Below are 16902 nucleotides of genomic sequence, written 5' to 3'. Positions count from 1 at the left end.
CCGCAGCGATCACACCCAATGGCGCTACAACTTGCCGCCGTACCCGTGCGGGTGAGTGCGGTGCCACTGCCAGGCGGTCGCCACGATTCCGTCGAGCTCGGTGTAGACGGGCGTCCAACCGAGTTCGCGCCGCGCCCGGCTCGCGTCGGCGATCAGTTCCGGAGGATCGCCGGGGCGCCGCGGCCCTATCACGACCGGAATCTCGTGCCCGCTAACACGGCGGCAAGCGTCGATCACCTCGCGGACGCTGTAGCCGCGGCCTATCCCCAGGTTGCACTGGATGCCATGGCGCGGTCGTAGTCGTTCGAGCGCCGCCAGATGGGCCGCGCCGAGATCATCGACGTGGATGTAATCGCGGATGCAGGTGCCGTCGGGCGTGGGATAATCGTGGCCGAAAATCGTGATTGTTTCGCGCTGGCCCAGCGCCACTTGCAGCACCAGAGGAATCAAATGCGACTCCGGCTTGTGGTCCTCGCCGATCGCGCCATCGGGACTCGCGCCCGAGGCGTTGAAGTAACGTAACGCCGCATAGCCGAAGCCATAGGCCTGGGCGTAATCGGCCAGAGCGTGCTCGATCGCGAGCTTGGTGAAGCCGTAGGGATTGATGGGACGCTGGGGCGCGTCTTCGGCGATGGGAATGATCTCGGGCGCGCCGTAGGTGGCTGTCGTGCTCGAAAGCACGATCCGCGAAACGCCTGTGGCGCGCATCGATTCTAAGAGCGACAGGCTCGCCACCAGATTGTTCTGATAATAAATCGCCGGGTTCGTGACCGACTCCCCGACCAGCGAGAAAGCGGCAAAGTGCATCACCGCGTCGATTTTTTTCTCGCGCAGCGTTGCTTCCAGAAGCGCGCGGTTCGTCAGGTCGCCCACGATCAGGCGGCCCTCGGGCACGGCTTCTCGATGGCCGGTACACAGATTGTCATAGGACCAGACTTCATGTCCGGCGCGCGAGAGCAGCCGCACGGTATGGCTGCCGATGTAACCAGCTCCGCCGGTGACAAGAATCCGCATGCGTTTCCCAGCTCCTGGCGGGCGCCCGTTGCATGGCGGCGTTGCGCTGCCTGGAAAAGAAAAAGACACGTCGACGATGACGCCGCTCGACCGGACGCGTCCAACGCCCCGGCACCAGCTTGGAATGGCCACGCTGGCGCGCAGGTTATAGCAGATATCACGGACGCGCGGGCGTCGTGTCGGACGGAAGGGCTGTCGCGTCTAGCGTGGCACACGCCGGCTGGCGCGTTTCACGCGGTACATGGCCTGATCAGCCATTTCCAACAGATCGGCAATTTCGGCGGCCTCGTGGGCCATTGCCAGGCCGATGCTGGCCGACACGATCAAGTGCCCCTCGGCCAGTGCAACAGGCGCACGAATCTCGGCCGCGATCCGCTCGACCATTTGCTCGACTTGCTGCCGGGTCCGAACCGCGTCGAGCAATACCACGAATTCGTCGCCGCCATAACGCACGACCAGATCATCCTGGCGCACGCAGCGCAGCAGGCGCTGCGCCACTTCGCACAGTACCCGATCGCCCACCAGGTGGCCGTGCGTGTCGTTGATTTCCTTGAACCGGTCGACGTCCAGGAACAAAAGCGCTACGGGCGCGGCTATGCCCCGCAGCCGTCGCTCGAGCGCGCGTACCCGCGAGGCTAAGCGCACGCGGCTGGGTAATCCGGTGAGCGGGTCGCATGGATCGGCTTCGATCGCCGGAGGCGCAATCATTTCCGGCACGACAACTTCGCGCACCGCGGCCACCAACAGCGAATCGCCGTCGGATGCCACGCGCCGCCAGCGAATCTCGACGTCGACCTGCTGACCATCCTTCGTATGCTCGATGCCGCGGGCCGCGAGCGCCGCAAGCTCGGCGTCGTCGTAATACTCTTCGACGGGATCGAAGCCTTCAGTCACCGCCACGACTTCGGTCAATCGCATGCCGACCAGTTCGCCGGTGTGATAGCCCGTGCGCGCCGTGGCGGCCACATTCGCCGCGCAAATGCGCATGTCTTCCAGCGACACGAAATAGACGGCGTCGGCCGTCAGGTTCAAGGCCGCGGCCAGCGCCGAATGGCCATTGCGCCAAGCTTTGCCCAAGGGGGGCGGCACGCTGCTTTCGGCGCGTGCGGCGACTTCCTTGCCAGACGGTTCCGTCCGGCTCTGGGGCGCTGCGCCGGAGGGACGGCGCTGGCCCAACTTCGATCCACTATAGCTCATGACTTTTCGCGCTTCGTAGGGGAGGATCAAGCTGTCGATTCACGTCGACGCGATGTGCCGCGGCGGCCCACGGTGCTGTTGCTCGCTGGGTTTGCTAGGTAAGGGCCTCGACCTCGGCTTCGGTTTCACGCACTTCTTGTGGGCATGTTTGCGGCTCGTCGCTCGCCCGCCGAGTCTCGCCGGAGACTTCCAGAAACATTTCCCGCATGCGCGCGATGTGCGTCGACAACGTGTAGTCTTCGAGGAATCGCCGACGCGCGGCGCGCGCCATCGACACGCGCAGAGACGTATCGCCGGCCAGTTGAGACAGTCGAGCGGCGACGGCTTCCGGGTCGTGCGTTTCCACCAGGAATCCGGTCTCGCCATCGTCGACCAGCGAAGGAATTCCGCGCCACCGCGTCGAGACGATCGGCAGTCCATTGGCCAGCGCTTCGAGCAGCACAACGGGAAACGCTTCCGACTCGTAGAAAGTGGGCAGCGAAAACACGTCCGCACGCGCGTAGGCCGCGAACTTCTCATCCCCCGTGAGCATTCCCAGGAACTTCACCTTTTCCTGCAACCCTAACTCCTCGACACGCTTCTGCACGCGTTCGCCGAATTCGGGCGTGATGAACTGCCCCATCACTTCGAACTGAAAGGGCACGCCGCGCGCCGCCAGGTGGGCGGCCGCCTCGATCAGTACCAGCAAGCCCTTCGATTCGCGCAGCATCGCCACGAAGAGGATGCGCAGCGGGCGCTCGGCGGTAACCGGAGATAAGTCGGTGCGAGGGCCGGCGGGACAAGGATCGTCGATACCGTAGGGAATCACGTATTCGCACTTGGCCCGCAAACGGCGCGCATCGTCGGGAGTCGTTTCCGATAAGCGCACGCCAGCCGCGGGATGATAGTAGGCGCACCGAAACAGCCACCGTTGCCAGGCCGGCAGGCGTTCGTAGATCTCGGAAATGCCGCTGGCATGAAAGTGGAAGATCGTTTTCGAGAACAACCACCGCGTGGGAAGCAGGATGGCAAAGTCGCGAAACATCGTGACGCGAATCGGCCCTGCCGGCGGGTAGTAAAGCACTTTCACGCCATGAACCAGCCGCGCCCACCAGATGCGCGCGATGATCGGCAGCAAGGTCAGCACCTTGGCCACGCGAAATCGTCCCACTTCGTTCGAGTCGGTGGACAGCCGCGTGCCGACGTGAAGGAACTCGACGTCCGCCATGTTGCTCTCCAGCAAACGCTGCAACATGATCGGCTGGCCGAGGTATGGCGGCGGGGTCTGCCCGACGACAAGGACCTTAACCATAAATGTGCTCCTCGACCTCCGCCATATCGTGATCGGACGCGTCCTCGGCCGGCACGGCACGCTGTTGTGCAATGGCCTTGGTTCCGGCCTCGATGGCGATATTGTCTCCCATCATCTTGCGGCGCTTGAGAATCGCGTACTGCAGCGGTCGCAAGCCGAACAGCGACAGCCCCAACAGCGCATACGGCGTCAAACTAGTCGGGTCCGTGACGATCGCCTTCCAGAACATCGCCCGCGCCAATCGCCCGCGATCGCGCATCGCTTGCTTCGCACCGTGCGAGGAATAGGCCATGGCACGCACGCGCCGCGGCAGACAGGCGAACTCCGGCATGGCGTGTACCCGACGCTGAACTTCCAGCTCCGAGTCGAGCGTTTTGATCGGGTTCGAAGTCACGGTCATGCCCGGATGGATACGATAGCGCATCAAGGGCTCGTCGACGTATGCGAATTGCGATCGCGCGGCCAACTGCCGCCAGAAATCGTAATCCTCGCCGAATTCCATTCCCTCTTCGAAAGCCACACCCACGAGCGCGGTCTTCCGCACCATGGTGACCATGGTCAGGCAGCAGCGCCGTCCCAGTTCGCCCAGGATGTTGCCGACGGGTCGTTCGCCGGTCATGCGATCGCTGTACTTGCACAGGAAGTTTCCGTGCACGTCGACCAGTTCCGCGTCGCCGTATACCACGTCGATTTCCGGGCGCCGCTCGAGGACCGCGACGCAAGCGTCCACGGCGCGAGGCATCAGCATGTCGTCCGAATCGAGAAACAACACGGCGTCGCCCTTGGCATTGCGAATACCGTTGTTGCGCGCGGACGATCGACCGCGGTTCGGCTGCCGCACGATGCGCACCAGCGGAGCGAATTGCTCCAGCACCTCGACCGTATTGTCGGTCGATCCGTCGTCGACCACGACGATCTCGTCCGGCACGCGCGTCTGCGCCAGGGCACTGCGAATCGCCGCCGTGATCATGTGCGCGCGATTGTACGTCGGAATGATCAGACTTACGGTCATGGGCAAAGTTTGGTGTCGAGACATTGTCCGCATTTCCTTGTGGTGGGCGTCGATCAAATGGGGCGGTAATGCATATTGGTCAAGTCCGCGCTGGTCGCGGGTTGTGGTAGGTGGGCGTCGGCCGTGCTGGCCTGGAAGACGCCGTTGGCGGCTCCAATCAGGGCAAACAGCAAATTGGTGAAATAAATGTTGTAGATGATCGTGTTGTCCGAGCCGCTGCTGATCATTAGGGCGCACCAGCCCATGAAGGCCGCCACGAACGTACTGCGCGTCAGTCCACGAGCGATTTGCGTATGGCGATAGAGGAAGACCAGTTGCCAGAGCATGGCAAAGACGAAGATCACCTCGCCGACGATCCCCAATTCGAAGAACACGCGCAAATAGTCGTTGTGTACGTGGAAAATGTCCTCCCAGACCTGCGGCACGAAGTCGTAGGCCGAACCTACGCCGGCGCCGAGCAGCGGATGGGTCCACGCCTCCTTCCAAATCTCGGGCCACGCCTCGAAACGGCCTGCGCCGGCGAAATCTCCCGAGAATGCTTCGGTAATGCCGCCGCTCCCGGACTCGAAGAATTTCTTTTGAATGATCGGCGTGTAGAACAGACCGACCCCGACGAATCCCAAAGCCACCACCGCGGCGAGGTTGATCCACCGGCGGTGATAAACCGGAAATACGATCGGCGCGACCAGCAAGGTCATGGTCGCCATGCGGCTTTGCGTCAGCAGCGTCAGCAGGATGCAGGTTCCCCATCCCAAGACCGGCAAGATCTTGTAGCGGGGATAGTAAGACAAGTACACGCAGCCGATGAGCGTCATGGTCAAGGCCGCTGGTCGAACGCGGGTCGAGATCCATTCCTCGTCGAATCGGCCGGAAATGAACAACAACGTGAAGAGAGCGAGAAACACCATCGCGACGTTGAAGGTTCCCAGGAACCAGCGCAGATCGTTACGGCTGCGGATCACCGACGCGGCGACCATTCCCACGACGACGGGCATGCACAACTGCATCGCCTCTTGAATATTCCGCCGGCCGAGATTGCCGCACCAGGCGATCGACATGAAAAGGATGGCCGCCCAGCCCAGCCACGGCCACCAGGCGCGCAAATCGCCGCGATGATCGTCTGACGACCAGACGAACGGCAACAACAGCACGCCGGTGGCGAACTGCAACACCCAGATCAGACCGGTGACGGTAAAACCTTCGTCGGCCTTGAACTCGAATGTCGAAAAGCCTGCCAGGATGGGCGTTGCCAGGACGTACCAGAGGCCGATTTTCTTGAAGACGTTCATCGCACGTTCACTTGGTTAAAGTGCCACGGCTTGACCGCACGTAGCGGTGCTCCAGCCAGTGATTGAGTCGGTAGAGGAATGCGGCCGGCGTCCGCGCCGGGCCGTACAGGCGAGAATCTCGAATCCGATCGCGCGCCCGCTGCCAGACACGGCGGAAGAGCAGCTGCATCGGTCGGAGGTCGACCGTGCCTTCGGCCACCCGGACGGCGCCGTTCATGAAACGCCGCTTGAACTGTTCGGGGCCCTTGCCCAAGTCGATGCGGCGGAAACCGAGCTTGGGGAGCGCATCGATCATCTCGAACCATTGCAAGGTGCCCGGCGAGTACCTGGCCAGGTCCATGTTGTAAGCTGGAAACCAGGCATGCAGGATGTCGCGCGAGCGGAGGCAGAAATTCACCGCCGCGATCGTGCTGCCGGCATACAGCACCGACACCATCGACGAGAAATTGTCGTTGCGGAGCGACAAAATCGCGTCGAACAGATCCAGGACCCAACGATAGGCAAACACATTCGGCGTACCCGTCCGCAGATACTGTTCTACTTTCCAGCGAAAACAGGTGGCGATGATGGACCGGTCCGTCACGTCGGTTTCCAGGCGCAACGGTCCTACCTCGCGCTCGATCTTGCGTTTGCGCTGTCCGTACTCCGACCGCAGGCTCTTGCCGTTCTTCTGCCCTTCGAAATAGTCCTCGATGCCAGTGCCGAGAACGATGTGCGGTGAGTCGGCATCGCGCCACACGAAGTCCTGGAAATTCCGCTGCGGATCGAGCAGATGATCGAAATGCCAGGCCGATAAGCCGCATCCGCGCAGCACCGCCGCGGGATCGTATTGCAGCCCCGGGTAGCAGATCATGGCCTGAAAATCCGACAGCCGGCCGGCGACCGAACGGCCGACGTTCCAGCGCGAACGCTGGTAGGGAAAAAACCCGACGGGACGCCCGCCGATCTCGAGCACCGCCACTTCCACGTCATGGCGCGCAAGCGCCGTGGCTTGCGTGAACTCAGCGCAGAAATACGGACTGGCGAGCATTGGATTGGCGCGCTGCATCGTGGTCCACGCTCCGATCTCGTCGGACGTCAACTGTAGTGGTGTCGTGGTACGAATCTGCATGACTTGTCTCTGCGTTGTATCGCCCCGAACTGTGATCAACGCGTCTCGACCGTCCCTCTCATTCCGTGCAAAGCTCGGCCCAACAGGATCGCTCGCACCGAGGTGCTGGCCGTACCGCCGGCGAGCGAAGCCAACGCCGCCCCTAAAGGTCCCCATTCCGGCACGAGCAGCGCGGCGCTGATCATGGTGATGGAAAACAGACCGATATCGATCAGGAAATTGACTCTCTGCCGCCCGATCACCAACAGCCCCTGCGCGGCGATCATTCCCAAGCTGCCTGCCAGCATGTTGGCCGCCAAAGTCGCTTGGACGCCCCCTGTGCCGTGGAATTCGGCGCCGTAGACGAAGACCGCCAGCCAGTCACCACTGACGAATATCGCGGCGAAGAACGATCCGATAACGACGACGAACAACAGCGCCATCGCGATCAACACACGGCTGAGCCCCGCCGCACCGCGCGAGGCGAACGACGAAGCCGCCTTGGGCATGAGAAAATTGCTGGCCCCCAGCACGAGCACGTTCGTCATGCCGATCAGCGTCGCCGACGCTCCGAAGATTCCGGCCGCCGCATTCCCCGACACCACGGCCACGATCCAGGGCATGATGAAGGGAATGGTGTTGCTGAGCATGAAGCTGGCCAGCGACCATTGCGCGATCGACCAGTTATGGCGCCAGTCGACCAACGCCCGGCGTGATACCAGGATCTTCCGGGGGCGGTTGACGCTCAACCAGCCGAAAATGGCCACGGCGCAGGCAATCGTCATCGTGCCGAATATGGCGAACAGCGAAATATCGCCGAGATACCACAGCGACAGCAGGCCGGCCAATTGCACGAACGCGACCGTGGCATCGAGCATGATGGCTACGGTCAAGCGCAATCGCGCGAAAGCAAAGCGGCGAATACTTTCGCGCAACAAAAGGACCGGCAGCGTGAAGGTCAACACTTGCAAGCCCGGCGTGATCGTGGCGCCGCCCGTCAACGAGACCGTCAACAGGGCCACAAGCAGCCCGCCAAGACACAGCGCGCTCCAGGAGAAATAGTGGATCCAGGTGCTGGCCGTGTATTCGGCCAGCTCACGCCCGCGCCGCCGTGGGGACAGAATGGCGTACGGAACCGCGATCATGCATTCCTGGATGCCTATCGCGACGTAGGCGATCGTCAACGTCAGGTAATACAAACCGAGTACGTCGGGTGTCGTCGCGCGGCCGACGATGACGGCCGTGACGAAGCTGGTGCCGCTGAAGATGGCCTGGTCGATGATCGACAAGAGCCCCTTGATCGTATCCGCATGCGTGGCGAGCAGCTGTCGCGCGCGCGAACCGATCGCGGCCGTTTCGGACGAATCCACGGCGCTCATGACGTTCGGCGTTTCGACCGCATTCACCTGCATAGTGAGGCAACTGCTTCTTTGCGAGTCATCGAAGGTTTTCTGAACTTGCGCGCCGCGACGCTCAATCGCACGCCACGAGCGCTTCCTCGACCGGAGCTTCGACTTCCGGTGCAGGCACCGTGGCGATGATCGAGGATCGGGTGGTTTTCCGAGCCGGCGAGCGGCCCAGGCTGCGCAGCCTGTGCGTGAGCGGGGTGTACCAGCCACCCAACTTTCCGGCCAGCGTGGCAGCCGTGTCGTGGCTCTCCACGCTGAAACGCCCCCAGCCGAGCGGGTCGGAGGAAATGTCGATTAAGCCAGGCACTGTCGTCAATGCGGCGCGAATACCTAAGTCACGCACCACGTCGAGCATCGACGAATCGTGAATCCCATGGGGAAACGCGAACGTCGGCCGGCGCACGCCGAATGCATCGTGCAGTAGCTCGATGCTGGCTTGCATGTCGGCGCGAAAATCATCGATCCGCTGCAAGAATCGTTGATGGGTGTGCGTGTGCGTCCCTAATTCGATCAGGCCCGAATCGAGCAGCTTGCGGCATTGCCCGGATTCAAGCGGACGCCACGAGCTGACCGGCACGCCCCACTGACCGCGCCCCGACCAGTCGTCAAAGGGAAACGGCGAGGTGGAATTGAGAAACGACGTCGCCAGGAAAATCGTGGCCGGCACGCCCAGCTCTTCCAGCACCGGCAGCGCATCGGTGAAGTTGTTTTCGTAGCCGTCGTCGAAGGTGACGACGAACACACCCTCGGGGAGTTTGACGCCGCTTGTGCGCGCTTCGAGCACCTCGGACAACGCCCGAGGCTTGAATCCACGGCGCAGCAGTCCGGCCAGTTGTTCCCGCAAGCGCGCGGGCGAAATGTTCCACGTGGGCGCCGCAAAACCGGGCACGCGATCGGTCACGCGATGATAAGTGAGGATACCGAAGTCGTTGCCCGGGCGGCGTCCGTGGAACGCCTGCTGGCAGGCGGCGGCGCGACAAATCGCCCACACCGCGGCCTCACGGGCGGCGAGCTTCACGCGCTGCGAACGCGGCGGCGCAGATTGCCGCTTCACGCTGCGCGGTGCGTGCGCGGCATCGGCCAGGACTTCTCGATAGGCAACCGCGGTCTGTCGGCCCAGGTTGTCCCACAAATAATCTTTGGCGCGCTCGTGCGCGCCCGCGCCGAGCTGCTCGCGCCGTGGGACGTTGGTCGCCAGCTCGACCAAAGCCGCCGCCAGTTCGGCGACAACTTGGCGCGGATGGTGCGGCGGAATCTTGATGCCGGACGCGGCTGTGACGATGTCGCGGGCGCCTTGATGATCGAGACAGACGACCGGCAAACCGGCCGCCATCGCTTCCAACATCACGGTGCCGGAATTATCGCGCAGGCTGGTGAAGACGAAGACGTCGGCCCAGTCGTATTGCCGGCGCGCCTGGTCGTGGGGCAGCCAGCCGACCCAATCGATCTTCGGGGCGACTCCCAGCCGTTCGGCCAGATGCTTCCAGCGCGCTTCGAGCGGGCCGCCACCGACGATACGCAATTTGTAATCGACGTCGCCAGGCAACTGGGCAACTGCTTTCAGCAAGAGCGAGAGCGCCTTGCGGGAAACAAATTGTCCCGACCAGAGAATGTGCAGGGGCTCGCCCGCCGGGCGAATCGGTCGCGGCTCGTCCGAGACCGAGGCGATGCCGACGTCCAACAGTTCAAGCGGCAGAACGCCGCGGGCGCGATAAAACTGTTCACAGCCTGTCGAATTCGCCGCCAGCACGGCCTTGGCGCGTCGCGCCGCTTTCCGACCGCGGCGGCTGCCATACAACTGAAACGTGTTGGCCACGTTCCGCAGCCCCTCGGTGGCCGCTCCGCGCAAGCCCGCTTCGCCGAGAAACCGCCACGGATAGTTGTGCAATCCGCCGATCGGCCCCCACACAAACGGCGCGTCGAGCTGCCACAGGTGACCGGGCTCGCGAAAGCCGGTGTTGGTCACCTGGTGAAAGAGATCGAAGCGTTGGATCGCGTGAAGTTCCTGAACCCGCGCGAAAACGGCGCGCTGCCATTTGCTGTAGGCCATCCAGCGCCGCCCGCCCACGTGGACCGGGTGGCCGCCGAAGCCGGGACAGGAGAGGAATTCGAAGCGTAGATTCGGGATGGCGCCGTGCCTGGCCAGGTATTCGCGAATTTCGCGCTCCTGGTCGTCGCCGCGGGTCACTACGCAGGTTTCATAGCGGCGAGCGGCTTGCAGCGCACGATTCCAACCGTTGGCCCATTCCGAGCCATGCTTGGGACTGCACTCAAAGGCAACCAAGAGGAGCCGCGGCTGCGCGGTCTTCGAGTTCTCGCTCATTACCAGCTCCACATCAGGCCGCGGCGCGGATGCCAATCAGCAGGCCCCCTTGCGCAGCACCACTGCAGGGAGCGTCTGGGCGATCAGTTTGGCGTCCTTGACTAGCGACCGCGATTGGATGTATCGCACGTCCATGCGAGCCCAATCGTCAAACGAAACCCGCGAGCGCCCCTCGACTTGCCAAATGCACGTCAATCCCGGCGTGACGTCCAGCCGGCGCTGTTGCCACGGCAAGCAACGGTCCGACTCGTCGCAGGGCAAGGGCCTGGGCCCCACCAGCGACATGTCACCCAGCACCACGTTGATCAACTGCGGCAGTTCATCGATGCTCGTCTTCCGCAAGAAGCTGCCCAACCGCGTGATCCGCGGATCGTTCTTCATCTTGAACGCAGGGCCGCTCTGCTCGCTGAACTTGCGCAGCGATTGCTTCTTCTGCTCGGCGTCGACGCACATCGTGCGAAACTTGTAGATCTTGAATGGCCGGCCGCCCAGGCCGCCACGCATCTGCGTGAAGAACACCGGGCCGGGCGACGTCAGCTTGATGGCCACCGCAGCGACCAGCAAAAGCGGCGACAAGATCACAAGCGCCGTCACCGATCCGAAAAGGTCGATCGCGCGTTTCCAGCGCGGCATCGGTTGCACGAAGAAGAACTGGATGGCTTGCGCCGCCCGCGGGTCGTCTTCGTCGGCACCCACAGGGGCCAGTTCGCCGTCGTCGCGCGCGGCGCGACCGTTGCCACGCTGGTCGCGTTGCCCATGGTCGTCCTCGGACGAAGGCTTGCGGCCGGCCGGGTGAACGTAGACGTCGCATTGCGGCCGTGGCCAAATGGTCGGCAGCTTCGAGCAAATATCGTCGGCCACGCGCCACGCGCCGCCGGCCGACGTTTCCGGCAGCACCACGCCGATGCAGTGCGGCCCTAACAGTCCCACGTCATCGGTCGTGCGAATCCTCTCCAGCGCGATCCGTCCGAGCGCGACAAGACCCTCCACCGCGACGTTCTCGGGAAATGTGAACGTCACCAGTGTGAACATCGTATTGCCGCGATCGGCGCGCATGCGCTCGCGATCGAGAATGCCACGCATCCGTTCGACGGAGTTGAGAAACTCCAGCGACGACGAGCCGGCGTCCCCGCGCAGAAACGTCTTCACTTTCTTGAATAAACGGATCATATCCTGCTGTTCCGCAAAGAGGGCGATAGAGGGTTTACAGCCGTTCGTACAGCCATTCGGGAATGTGTTGCGGCCGCTTGTTGAGAATCACTCCCAGCAGGTTCGCCTGGGCCTGCTGCAAACTTCGGGTCGCGCGCTGGGCCGACTCGAAGCGCGTCTGCTCGGCCTCGACGACCAGCACCACGCCCGCCAGCAAACCCGCCATGGCCAAGGCCACGCTCGAGTCGGTAGCCGGCGGCAGGTCGACGATCACGAGCCCGTACTCCTCGTTCAGCTCGCGCAGCAACTGCACCATGCGCGGCCGATCGAACGGCAGCGGCTTCAGTTGCTCGGCGTCGCGGCACGACAACAAAGACAGGTTCTCGTAGCGCGAATGAATGATGCCCGAGGTATCGGCATCGGTCGCCGTGCCGGCGTCGAAGATGCCGAGCTGGCGCCAGGCACGCAAGGTACCCGCACGGCCGGCGTCGGTCGTGTTCATGTCCAACAGTAGCACGGGCTGCGTCGACAGGCTGGCCGCGGTGAGCGCCAATTCGGCGGCCACCGTGCTGACACCTTCGGCGACCCCGCTGCTGGTGATGCCGATCGAACGCAGTTCCGCTCCCTTGGTCGCGTCCAGCGGCAACAGGCGGTTGACGAGCGCCTGGTAGTGATCGGCGATCGGAGCGATGCGCGGATCGGCCAGGCGCGGCGGCACGAATTGTTCAGTTACGGTAATCATGACGCGGCTCTCAGTTAAGTTGGAATTCGTTGCGCAAATGACGCGGGACGGACAACAGGACGGGCACACCCAACTCGCGCTCCACCTCTTCGGCGGTCTTCACCGACCGATCGAAATGTTCCGACGCGAAAGCCAGGGTCAACGAACCAAGCGTTGCCAGAATCAGGCCGCACGCCAGGGTCAACCCCTTCTTCGGGCTGACGGGCTTGGCGACGAAGCTCGGCGGTTGAACGACGTTGACGTTCGAAATCCGATCGCTTTCCAGAGCTTCGTCGATGCGCGCTTGCTCGCGATTCTGAGCGTATTGCCGATAGCTCGCTTCGATCAGCTCCGTTTTCCGCACCAGTTCGTTGACCCGCTCCTGGGTGTCGTTCATCTCCGTCAAGCGGGTGCGGATATCCGCCATTTGCGTTTCCAGCGACTTGGCCTCGGCGTCCTCCGAAGCCAGTTGCGCCTCGGTCAAGAGCAGGTCTTTCTGAGCGTCCTGATAGACCGGGTTCAGCTTCTTGGTGGTCTGGCTGCGCCGTGCTTCCTGCTCGGCGAGAATGGTCTTCATCTCGTCGACCTGCCGGCGAATGGCCTTCAGGCCGGGATGCTCGTCGGTGTGACGCGAGGCGGCCGAGTTTTCTTCCATTTGCAGCTTGTACAACTCGTTCCGCATCGAATCGCCCGCCACGTTCGGCAACCCGCTCACCTCTTCGGCGGTCAATTGGGCGGGAATCTTGGCCAGGGTTTCGTTCAGCGCCTTGATCTTGGCGTGGCTGGCGGCGCGGTTCCGATTATTCTCCAGCATGCGGCTTTCCAGCGTGTTGATTTGCTGCTGGATGTTTTCGCGCTGACCGTCGATCGAGAGCAGGCCCACCTTGTTCTTGGCCGCCCGCAGTTCTTCGTTGGCCTTATCGAGCTGATCCTGCAGGATCGTCGATTGCTGCACGAAGAAATCGTGCGAACCCGACGTGCGGTTCGCCTTGGCGTGCCGCAGCAGGTACGAGTTGACGAAGGTGTCGGCAATCGTCTGCGCCAGCCGCGGATCGCGCGCCTTGCACTTGACGACGATCACGTTCGACTTGCGGGCCGTCGAGCACGTGATCGACTTCTCCAACTTGCGGATGGCCCGCTCTTCGGGGGACCCTTCGCCGGATTCCGTCGCGAACGAGATCACGGTGCTGATCGGCAACAGCAGCGTTTGCGCCCAGGTGCGCTTGCCGTCGGCCGTGCTGCGGAGGATCACGTCCGAGCCCAGCTTCTCGACCACGTCCTGCATCAGCACGCGGCTGCGCAGGATGTCCAGCTCGGAATTGATTTCGTTCTCGCGCGACGGTTCGACGGGCACGGTCTGCCCCATCGCCGCCGTGGGATCAAGCCCGACGCTTTCTTTACCCATGCGTACGAACAGTCGCGCTTCCGACATGTACGTGCGCGGCATCACGATCAGTCCCACGATCACCAATCCCATGGTGGTCGCGAAGAACCACAGCATCTGCCGCTTGTGGCGGAAGAGGACGCGGACCAGGTCGCGCGCCGTCGAACGTTTCGCTTTACGAGTATGCATGGTTAATCCTCTGTCGTTGGCAAATTCGCCAAAGCACACAATCTTCTCAGTCGCGATTTAAGGAGCGCTCGTCCTCACAAGCAACGGCTAATGTGTGGGAGCTAGGTGGACGGTAGGGGGAATCTTTTCGCTTTCGTGATTTCTTTTTTCAGCGCCTCAAATGCGCGTGGGATTTGCCGGCCTGCACCCGCAGGCGGCTCGTCAGTGCGCACAGGGTGCGTCCCTGCGGCGGGCCTTACCCGTCGGCAACGCACGCGTCTCAATTCCGCCACAAACTTAGCTCGGGAATTCCGAAGTCGCCGGCGGAGAGCCATTCACGGCTGATGAGGGTCCAGAATTCCAGGGCCAATTGCTCCTCGACGTAAGCGTAAGGGAGCCAGCCGTAACCATTTTCGCCCCAACCGGTGCCCCACGAATTTCGCACCCGTAATGCCCCGCGCGATCCGTCCAACCAGACGTCGTCGTAACCCACGGCCACCAGGGCCTGGCCGCCACGAACCACCTCGAAGGTCGGGCGATACGGCAGCACGCCATTGCGTGACAGGCCACCGGGCAGAGCCACGCCAAAGGCCAGCGGAAACCCCGCCGCCAAGAACGCCTTGATCCGCGTGAGCGTCACGCTCCCCGGCTGATTCCGCCGATCGACGCGCAGGTAATGCATGCCGCGATAGCCTGCACCATGGTGGTACAGGTACGGCTCGGGCATGACGTCCAGGCGCCCCGGGTCGTAGGGCCACTGGTGCTCGGGAGGAACGCCGCAGCGCGCAAGCGCCTTCAGCGCGCTGCGCAAGTCCCCGCCGGAATCTCCGGTGCTGCCCGCCAGACGCCGGGCGTTGTAATACAAGAACATGCGCGAAGGTCGCACGGCCCGGCCATGCGCGCGCCGCTCGAAGTACTCGAGCAAGCCCAAACAGGCGTGCGCCGACGACGATTGCAGTCCGAGTTGATCCCAGGGATCGACGAAATACTCGGTGAGATCGACGCGTGGTTCGGTCGGCGGTACGGTCGCGCCGGCGTCGAAAAGCTGTTGGAGCAACTGCTGCACGGGCGGCGATTCGGGCGTGAAATCGCGAAAGTCCGGCAGGCTGGGCTGCCAGCCGGTCCCTTGCGGTTCGAATTGCGACATCAACCTGGCCTCCACTCGGTGGGATCGACCAGAGGGCCGGCTCTGCGCACTCGTCTCGACGAAATCGCCGCGGTAGCTTGCCCGACGCTACCGGCAACGATCGACGATCGGCGCGAAATCTGGAATTCGTGCGTGCGAGCGTCGCTCGCCACGCGCGAGCCGCTCGGTTTTCTTGCGACAACCAAGGCGAGCTTCCCCTGCTGCTAACTCTACGGGCCAAGATAAATCGCGCACTGCGGCAGCCAAGGTGAGGTAAGGGGAAGCTCTGGGGAAGCGCTGGGCGGCGCGACGTTTTTCGGCGGCTCGCGCCGTGCAAAGCGATCGCGCGCGATGAGAAGGCAAAACATGGCGCGAAGAGAGTGCTCCGACCAGCGAGCCGGCTATTTCCAGCACCCCGCCAGAGCCATCGCTCAACCATCAACAAGCGGAGCGATGAAACTTCGAGCCGCGATGGAAAACACGCGGCAGGCGGCCCACCGACGTGAAGGGTTTAAGCGGCAAAATCGAGGGGCACGCGCATCAGTCTGATGCAGCGTCGTCGTCGCTGAAAGTCGCCGGTTCCCAGCGAATCCCCTCACCGCTGCCATCTCCCATGAAACGCAGCAAAGTGCGCTTCTGATTTCGGTTCAAAGCCTTGATCGTGTCGTGCAGCCTGCGCCGCGGATCGAGATTTGGCGAAGGGCTGAGCGGATCGTCGATGCGTGCCGGCCAGCCTTCCTCTTCCAAGGCCATCAGCACCGCCTCTTGATTCGGCGACGGAAGCTTGAACTCCTTCACCACCTGACCGTCGAACCGCAACTGCCGTCGATCGCGGTCCCATTTCGGTAAGCCCGACAGATCTTCGCTCGCCGGTACGCGGCAGATCGCTACGCGCGGTTCCGTGGCGGTCAGCACGCGACTTTCGCCGCAGACCTCGCGCGCCAGGGCGGCGCCCGATTGGGTCAAAACGACGCACGTATCGGACGAAAACCGCGCCGCGCCGTTGTGGCGGAAATGCCGCTCGTGATCTTCGGCCTTGGTAATTTCCGAGGCGTGATCGACGTATCCCTTGCACGCCAGCCAGCGCAGGTCGCTCGTCGTCAGATGTGCCGAGGAAAGCACGGGCATTTCCACGGCGAATGACCATACGTCTTGGTTCAATTCGCTGGCGTAATCGTAGGCGCGCAGCAGCAAGCTCAGCGCATCGCGCAAATGCTCGCGCACCTCGGGACGGCGATTGACGTCCAGCCGGCGCGCGGTCCAAGTGCGCGGTTGAGTATATGGCTCCGGTCTCATACTGCTGGCATCCGTCGACATCGTCGAGCTTGCCCAATGCCAATTCGTCCTATGCGGAGATGCAATCGCCGTGGGCGGGCCCTGCAAGTGGATGTGACGTACCGTCGATCGGCCACGTCTTGCAGGATCGGCGTTCAATCTCTCGCCAACTGAGACTGCCATCCTATCCCTCGATGCGTCCATGTCGATAGGCAAATACGAGAAAATCTCGCAATCAGATGTGCTTATCCGTGCACGTAACTTTCCCCCAGCGGGTCCAAGTCACGTATGTCGAAGCAGTGACACGAGATTGGTCACCGTTAGAAAAGAATTAAGAGGTCTGCCCCCCGACTAGCAGCCTGTTGAAAAAAAGCCGTCGTGGCTTTTTTCAACCTCGCCAAGTGCGAAGCAAAGCTTCGCACGGCTCGCAAAATAACGACTTACGTCGATATTT

13 protein-coding genes are annotated in these 16902 nt (G+C 62.7%); all 13 read right to left on the bottom strand.

Annotated elements, in window-relative coordinates; all coding sequences use genetic code 11:
• Positions 1–24: 24 nt before the first annotated feature.
• Positions 25–1014, bottom strand: a complete 990-nt coding sequence (gene galE / locus VHD36_13345; protein HVU88299.1) for a UDP-glucose 4-epimerase GalE — start codon at positions 1012–1014, stop codon at positions 25–27.
• Positions 1015–1215: 201 nt separating this feature from the next.
• Positions 1216–2211, bottom strand: a complete 996-nt coding sequence (locus VHD36_13340) for a sensor domain-containing diguanylate cyclase (protein HVU88298.1) — start codon at positions 2209–2211, stop codon at positions 1216–1218.
• Positions 2212–2305: 94 nt separating this feature from the next.
• Entirely contained in the window at positions 2306–3502 is a 1197-nt protein-coding gene (locus VHD36_13335; GenBank protein HVU88297.1) for a glycosyltransferase, read from the bottom strand.
• The gene (locus VHD36_13330) at positions 3495–4538 is read right to left on the bottom strand and encodes a glycosyltransferase family 2 protein (protein HVU88296.1); all 1044 of its coding nucleotides are present in this window, start codon (positions 4536–4538) and stop codon (positions 3495–3497) included. The genes VHD36_13335 and VHD36_13330 overlap by 8 nt, the downstream gene beginning before the upstream one ends.
• A gap of 29 nt (positions 4539–4567) precedes the next feature.
• Complete coding sequence (locus VHD36_13325) at positions 4568–5803, bottom strand: O-antigen ligase family protein (protein HVU88295.1); 1236 nt, start codon at positions 5801–5803, stop codon at positions 4568–4570.
• Between the two features lie 7 nt (positions 5804–5810).
• On the bottom strand, positions 5811–6914 hold the full coding sequence (locus tag VHD36_13320) for a GNAT family N-acetyltransferase (protein ID HVU88294.1): 1104 nt from the start codon (positions 6912–6914) through the stop codon (positions 5811–5813).
• Positions 6915–6949: 35 nt separating this feature from the next.
• Positions 6950–8305, bottom strand: coding sequence for a hypothetical protein (locus tag VHD36_13315; protein ID HVU88293.1), 1356 nt, complete (start codon positions 8303–8305; stop codon positions 6950–6952).
• A 61-nt stretch (positions 8306–8366) separates the two neighbouring features.
• Positions 8367–10625: a glycosyltransferase gene (locus tag VHD36_13310; GenBank protein ID HVU88292.1), complete on the bottom strand. Its 2259-nt coding sequence runs from the start codon at positions 10623–10625 to the stop codon at positions 8367–8369.
• 36 nt (positions 10626–10661) lie between these two features.
• Positions 10662–11795 (bottom strand): sugar transferase, encoded by a 1134-nt coding sequence (locus VHD36_13305; GenBank protein ID HVU88291.1) that lies wholly within the window; start codon positions 11793–11795, stop codon positions 10662–10664.
• A 34-nt stretch (positions 11796–11829) separates the two neighbouring features.
• Positions 11830–12516, bottom strand: coding sequence for a CpsD/CapB family tyrosine-protein kinase (locus tag VHD36_13300; protein HVU88290.1), 687 nt, complete (start codon positions 12514–12516; stop codon positions 11830–11832).
• 10 nt (positions 12517–12526) lie between these two features.
• The gene (locus VHD36_13295; GenBank protein ID HVU88289.1) at positions 12527–14068 is read right to left on the bottom strand and encodes a GumC family protein; all 1542 of its coding nucleotides are present in this window, start codon (positions 14066–14068) and stop codon (positions 12527–12529) included.
• A gap of 259 nt (positions 14069–14327) precedes the next feature.
• Positions 14328–15194, bottom strand: a complete 867-nt coding sequence (locus VHD36_13290) for a C1 family peptidase (protein ID HVU88288.1) — start codon at positions 15192–15194, stop codon at positions 14328–14330.
• A 519-nt stretch (positions 15195–15713) separates the two neighbouring features.
• Positions 15714–16469 carry a hypothetical protein gene (locus tag VHD36_13285; protein HVU88287.1) on the bottom strand — a complete coding sequence of 252 codons (756 nt, stop codon included), beginning with the start codon at positions 16467–16469 and terminating at the stop codon, positions 15714–15716.
• Positions 16470–16902 lie beyond the last annotated feature (433 nt).

Source organism: Pirellulales bacterium (assembly GCA_035546535.1).
In the GTDB taxonomy this organism is placed as follows: domain Bacteria; phylum Planctomycetota; class Planctomycetia; order Pirellulales; family JACPPG01; genus JACPPG01.
The sequence above is the reverse complement of the archived record's forward strand: the minus strand, read 5'-3'. Positions and strand labels throughout refer to the sequence as shown.

Coding starts and splice junctions, on each gene's coding strand:
- galE (HVU88299.1), bottom strand. CDS start 1,014: ATGCGGATTCTTGTCACCGGCGGAGCTGGTTACATCGGCAGCCATACC.
- VHD36_13340 (HVU88298.1), bottom strand. CDS start 2,211: ATGAGCTATAGTGGATCGAAGTTGGGCCAGCGCCGTCCCTCCGGCGCA.
- VHD36_13335 (HVU88297.1), bottom strand. CDS start 3,502: ATGGTTAAGGTCCTTGTCGTCGGGCAGACCCCGCCGCCATACCTCGGC.
- VHD36_13330 (HVU88296.1), bottom strand. CDS start 4,538: ATGTCTCGACACCAAACTTTGCCCATGACCGTAAGTCTGATCATTCCG.
- VHD36_13325 (HVU88295.1), bottom strand. CDS start 5,803: ATGAACGTCTTCAAGAAAATCGGCCTCTGGTACGTCCTGGCAACGCCC.
- VHD36_13320 (HVU88294.1), bottom strand. CDS start 6,914: ATGCAGATTCGTACCACGACACCACTACAGTTGACGTCCGACGAGATC.
- VHD36_13315 (HVU88293.1), bottom strand. CDS start 8,305: ATGCAGGTGAATGCGGTCGAAACGCCGAACGTCATGAGCGCCGTGGAT.
- VHD36_13310 (HVU88292.1), bottom strand. CDS start 10,625: ATGAGCGAGAACTCGAAGACCGCGCAGCCGCGGCTCCTCTTGGTTGCC.
- VHD36_13305 (HVU88291.1), bottom strand. CDS start 11,795: ATGATCCGTTTATTCAAGAAAGTGAAGACGTTTCTGCGCGGGGACGCC.
- VHD36_13300 (HVU88290.1), bottom strand. CDS start 12,516: ATGATTACCGTAACTGAACAATTCGTGCCGCCGCGCCTGGCCGATCCG.
- VHD36_13295 (HVU88289.1), bottom strand. CDS start 14,068: ATGCATACTCGTAAAGCGAAACGTTCGACGGCGCGCGACCTGGTCCGC.
- VHD36_13290 (HVU88288.1), bottom strand. CDS start 15,194: ATGTCGCAATTCGAACCGCAAGGGACCGGCTGGCAGCCCAGCCTGCCG.
- VHD36_13285 (HVU88287.1), bottom strand. CDS start 16,469: ATGAGACCGGAGCCATATACTCAACCGCGCACTTGGACCGCGCGCCGG.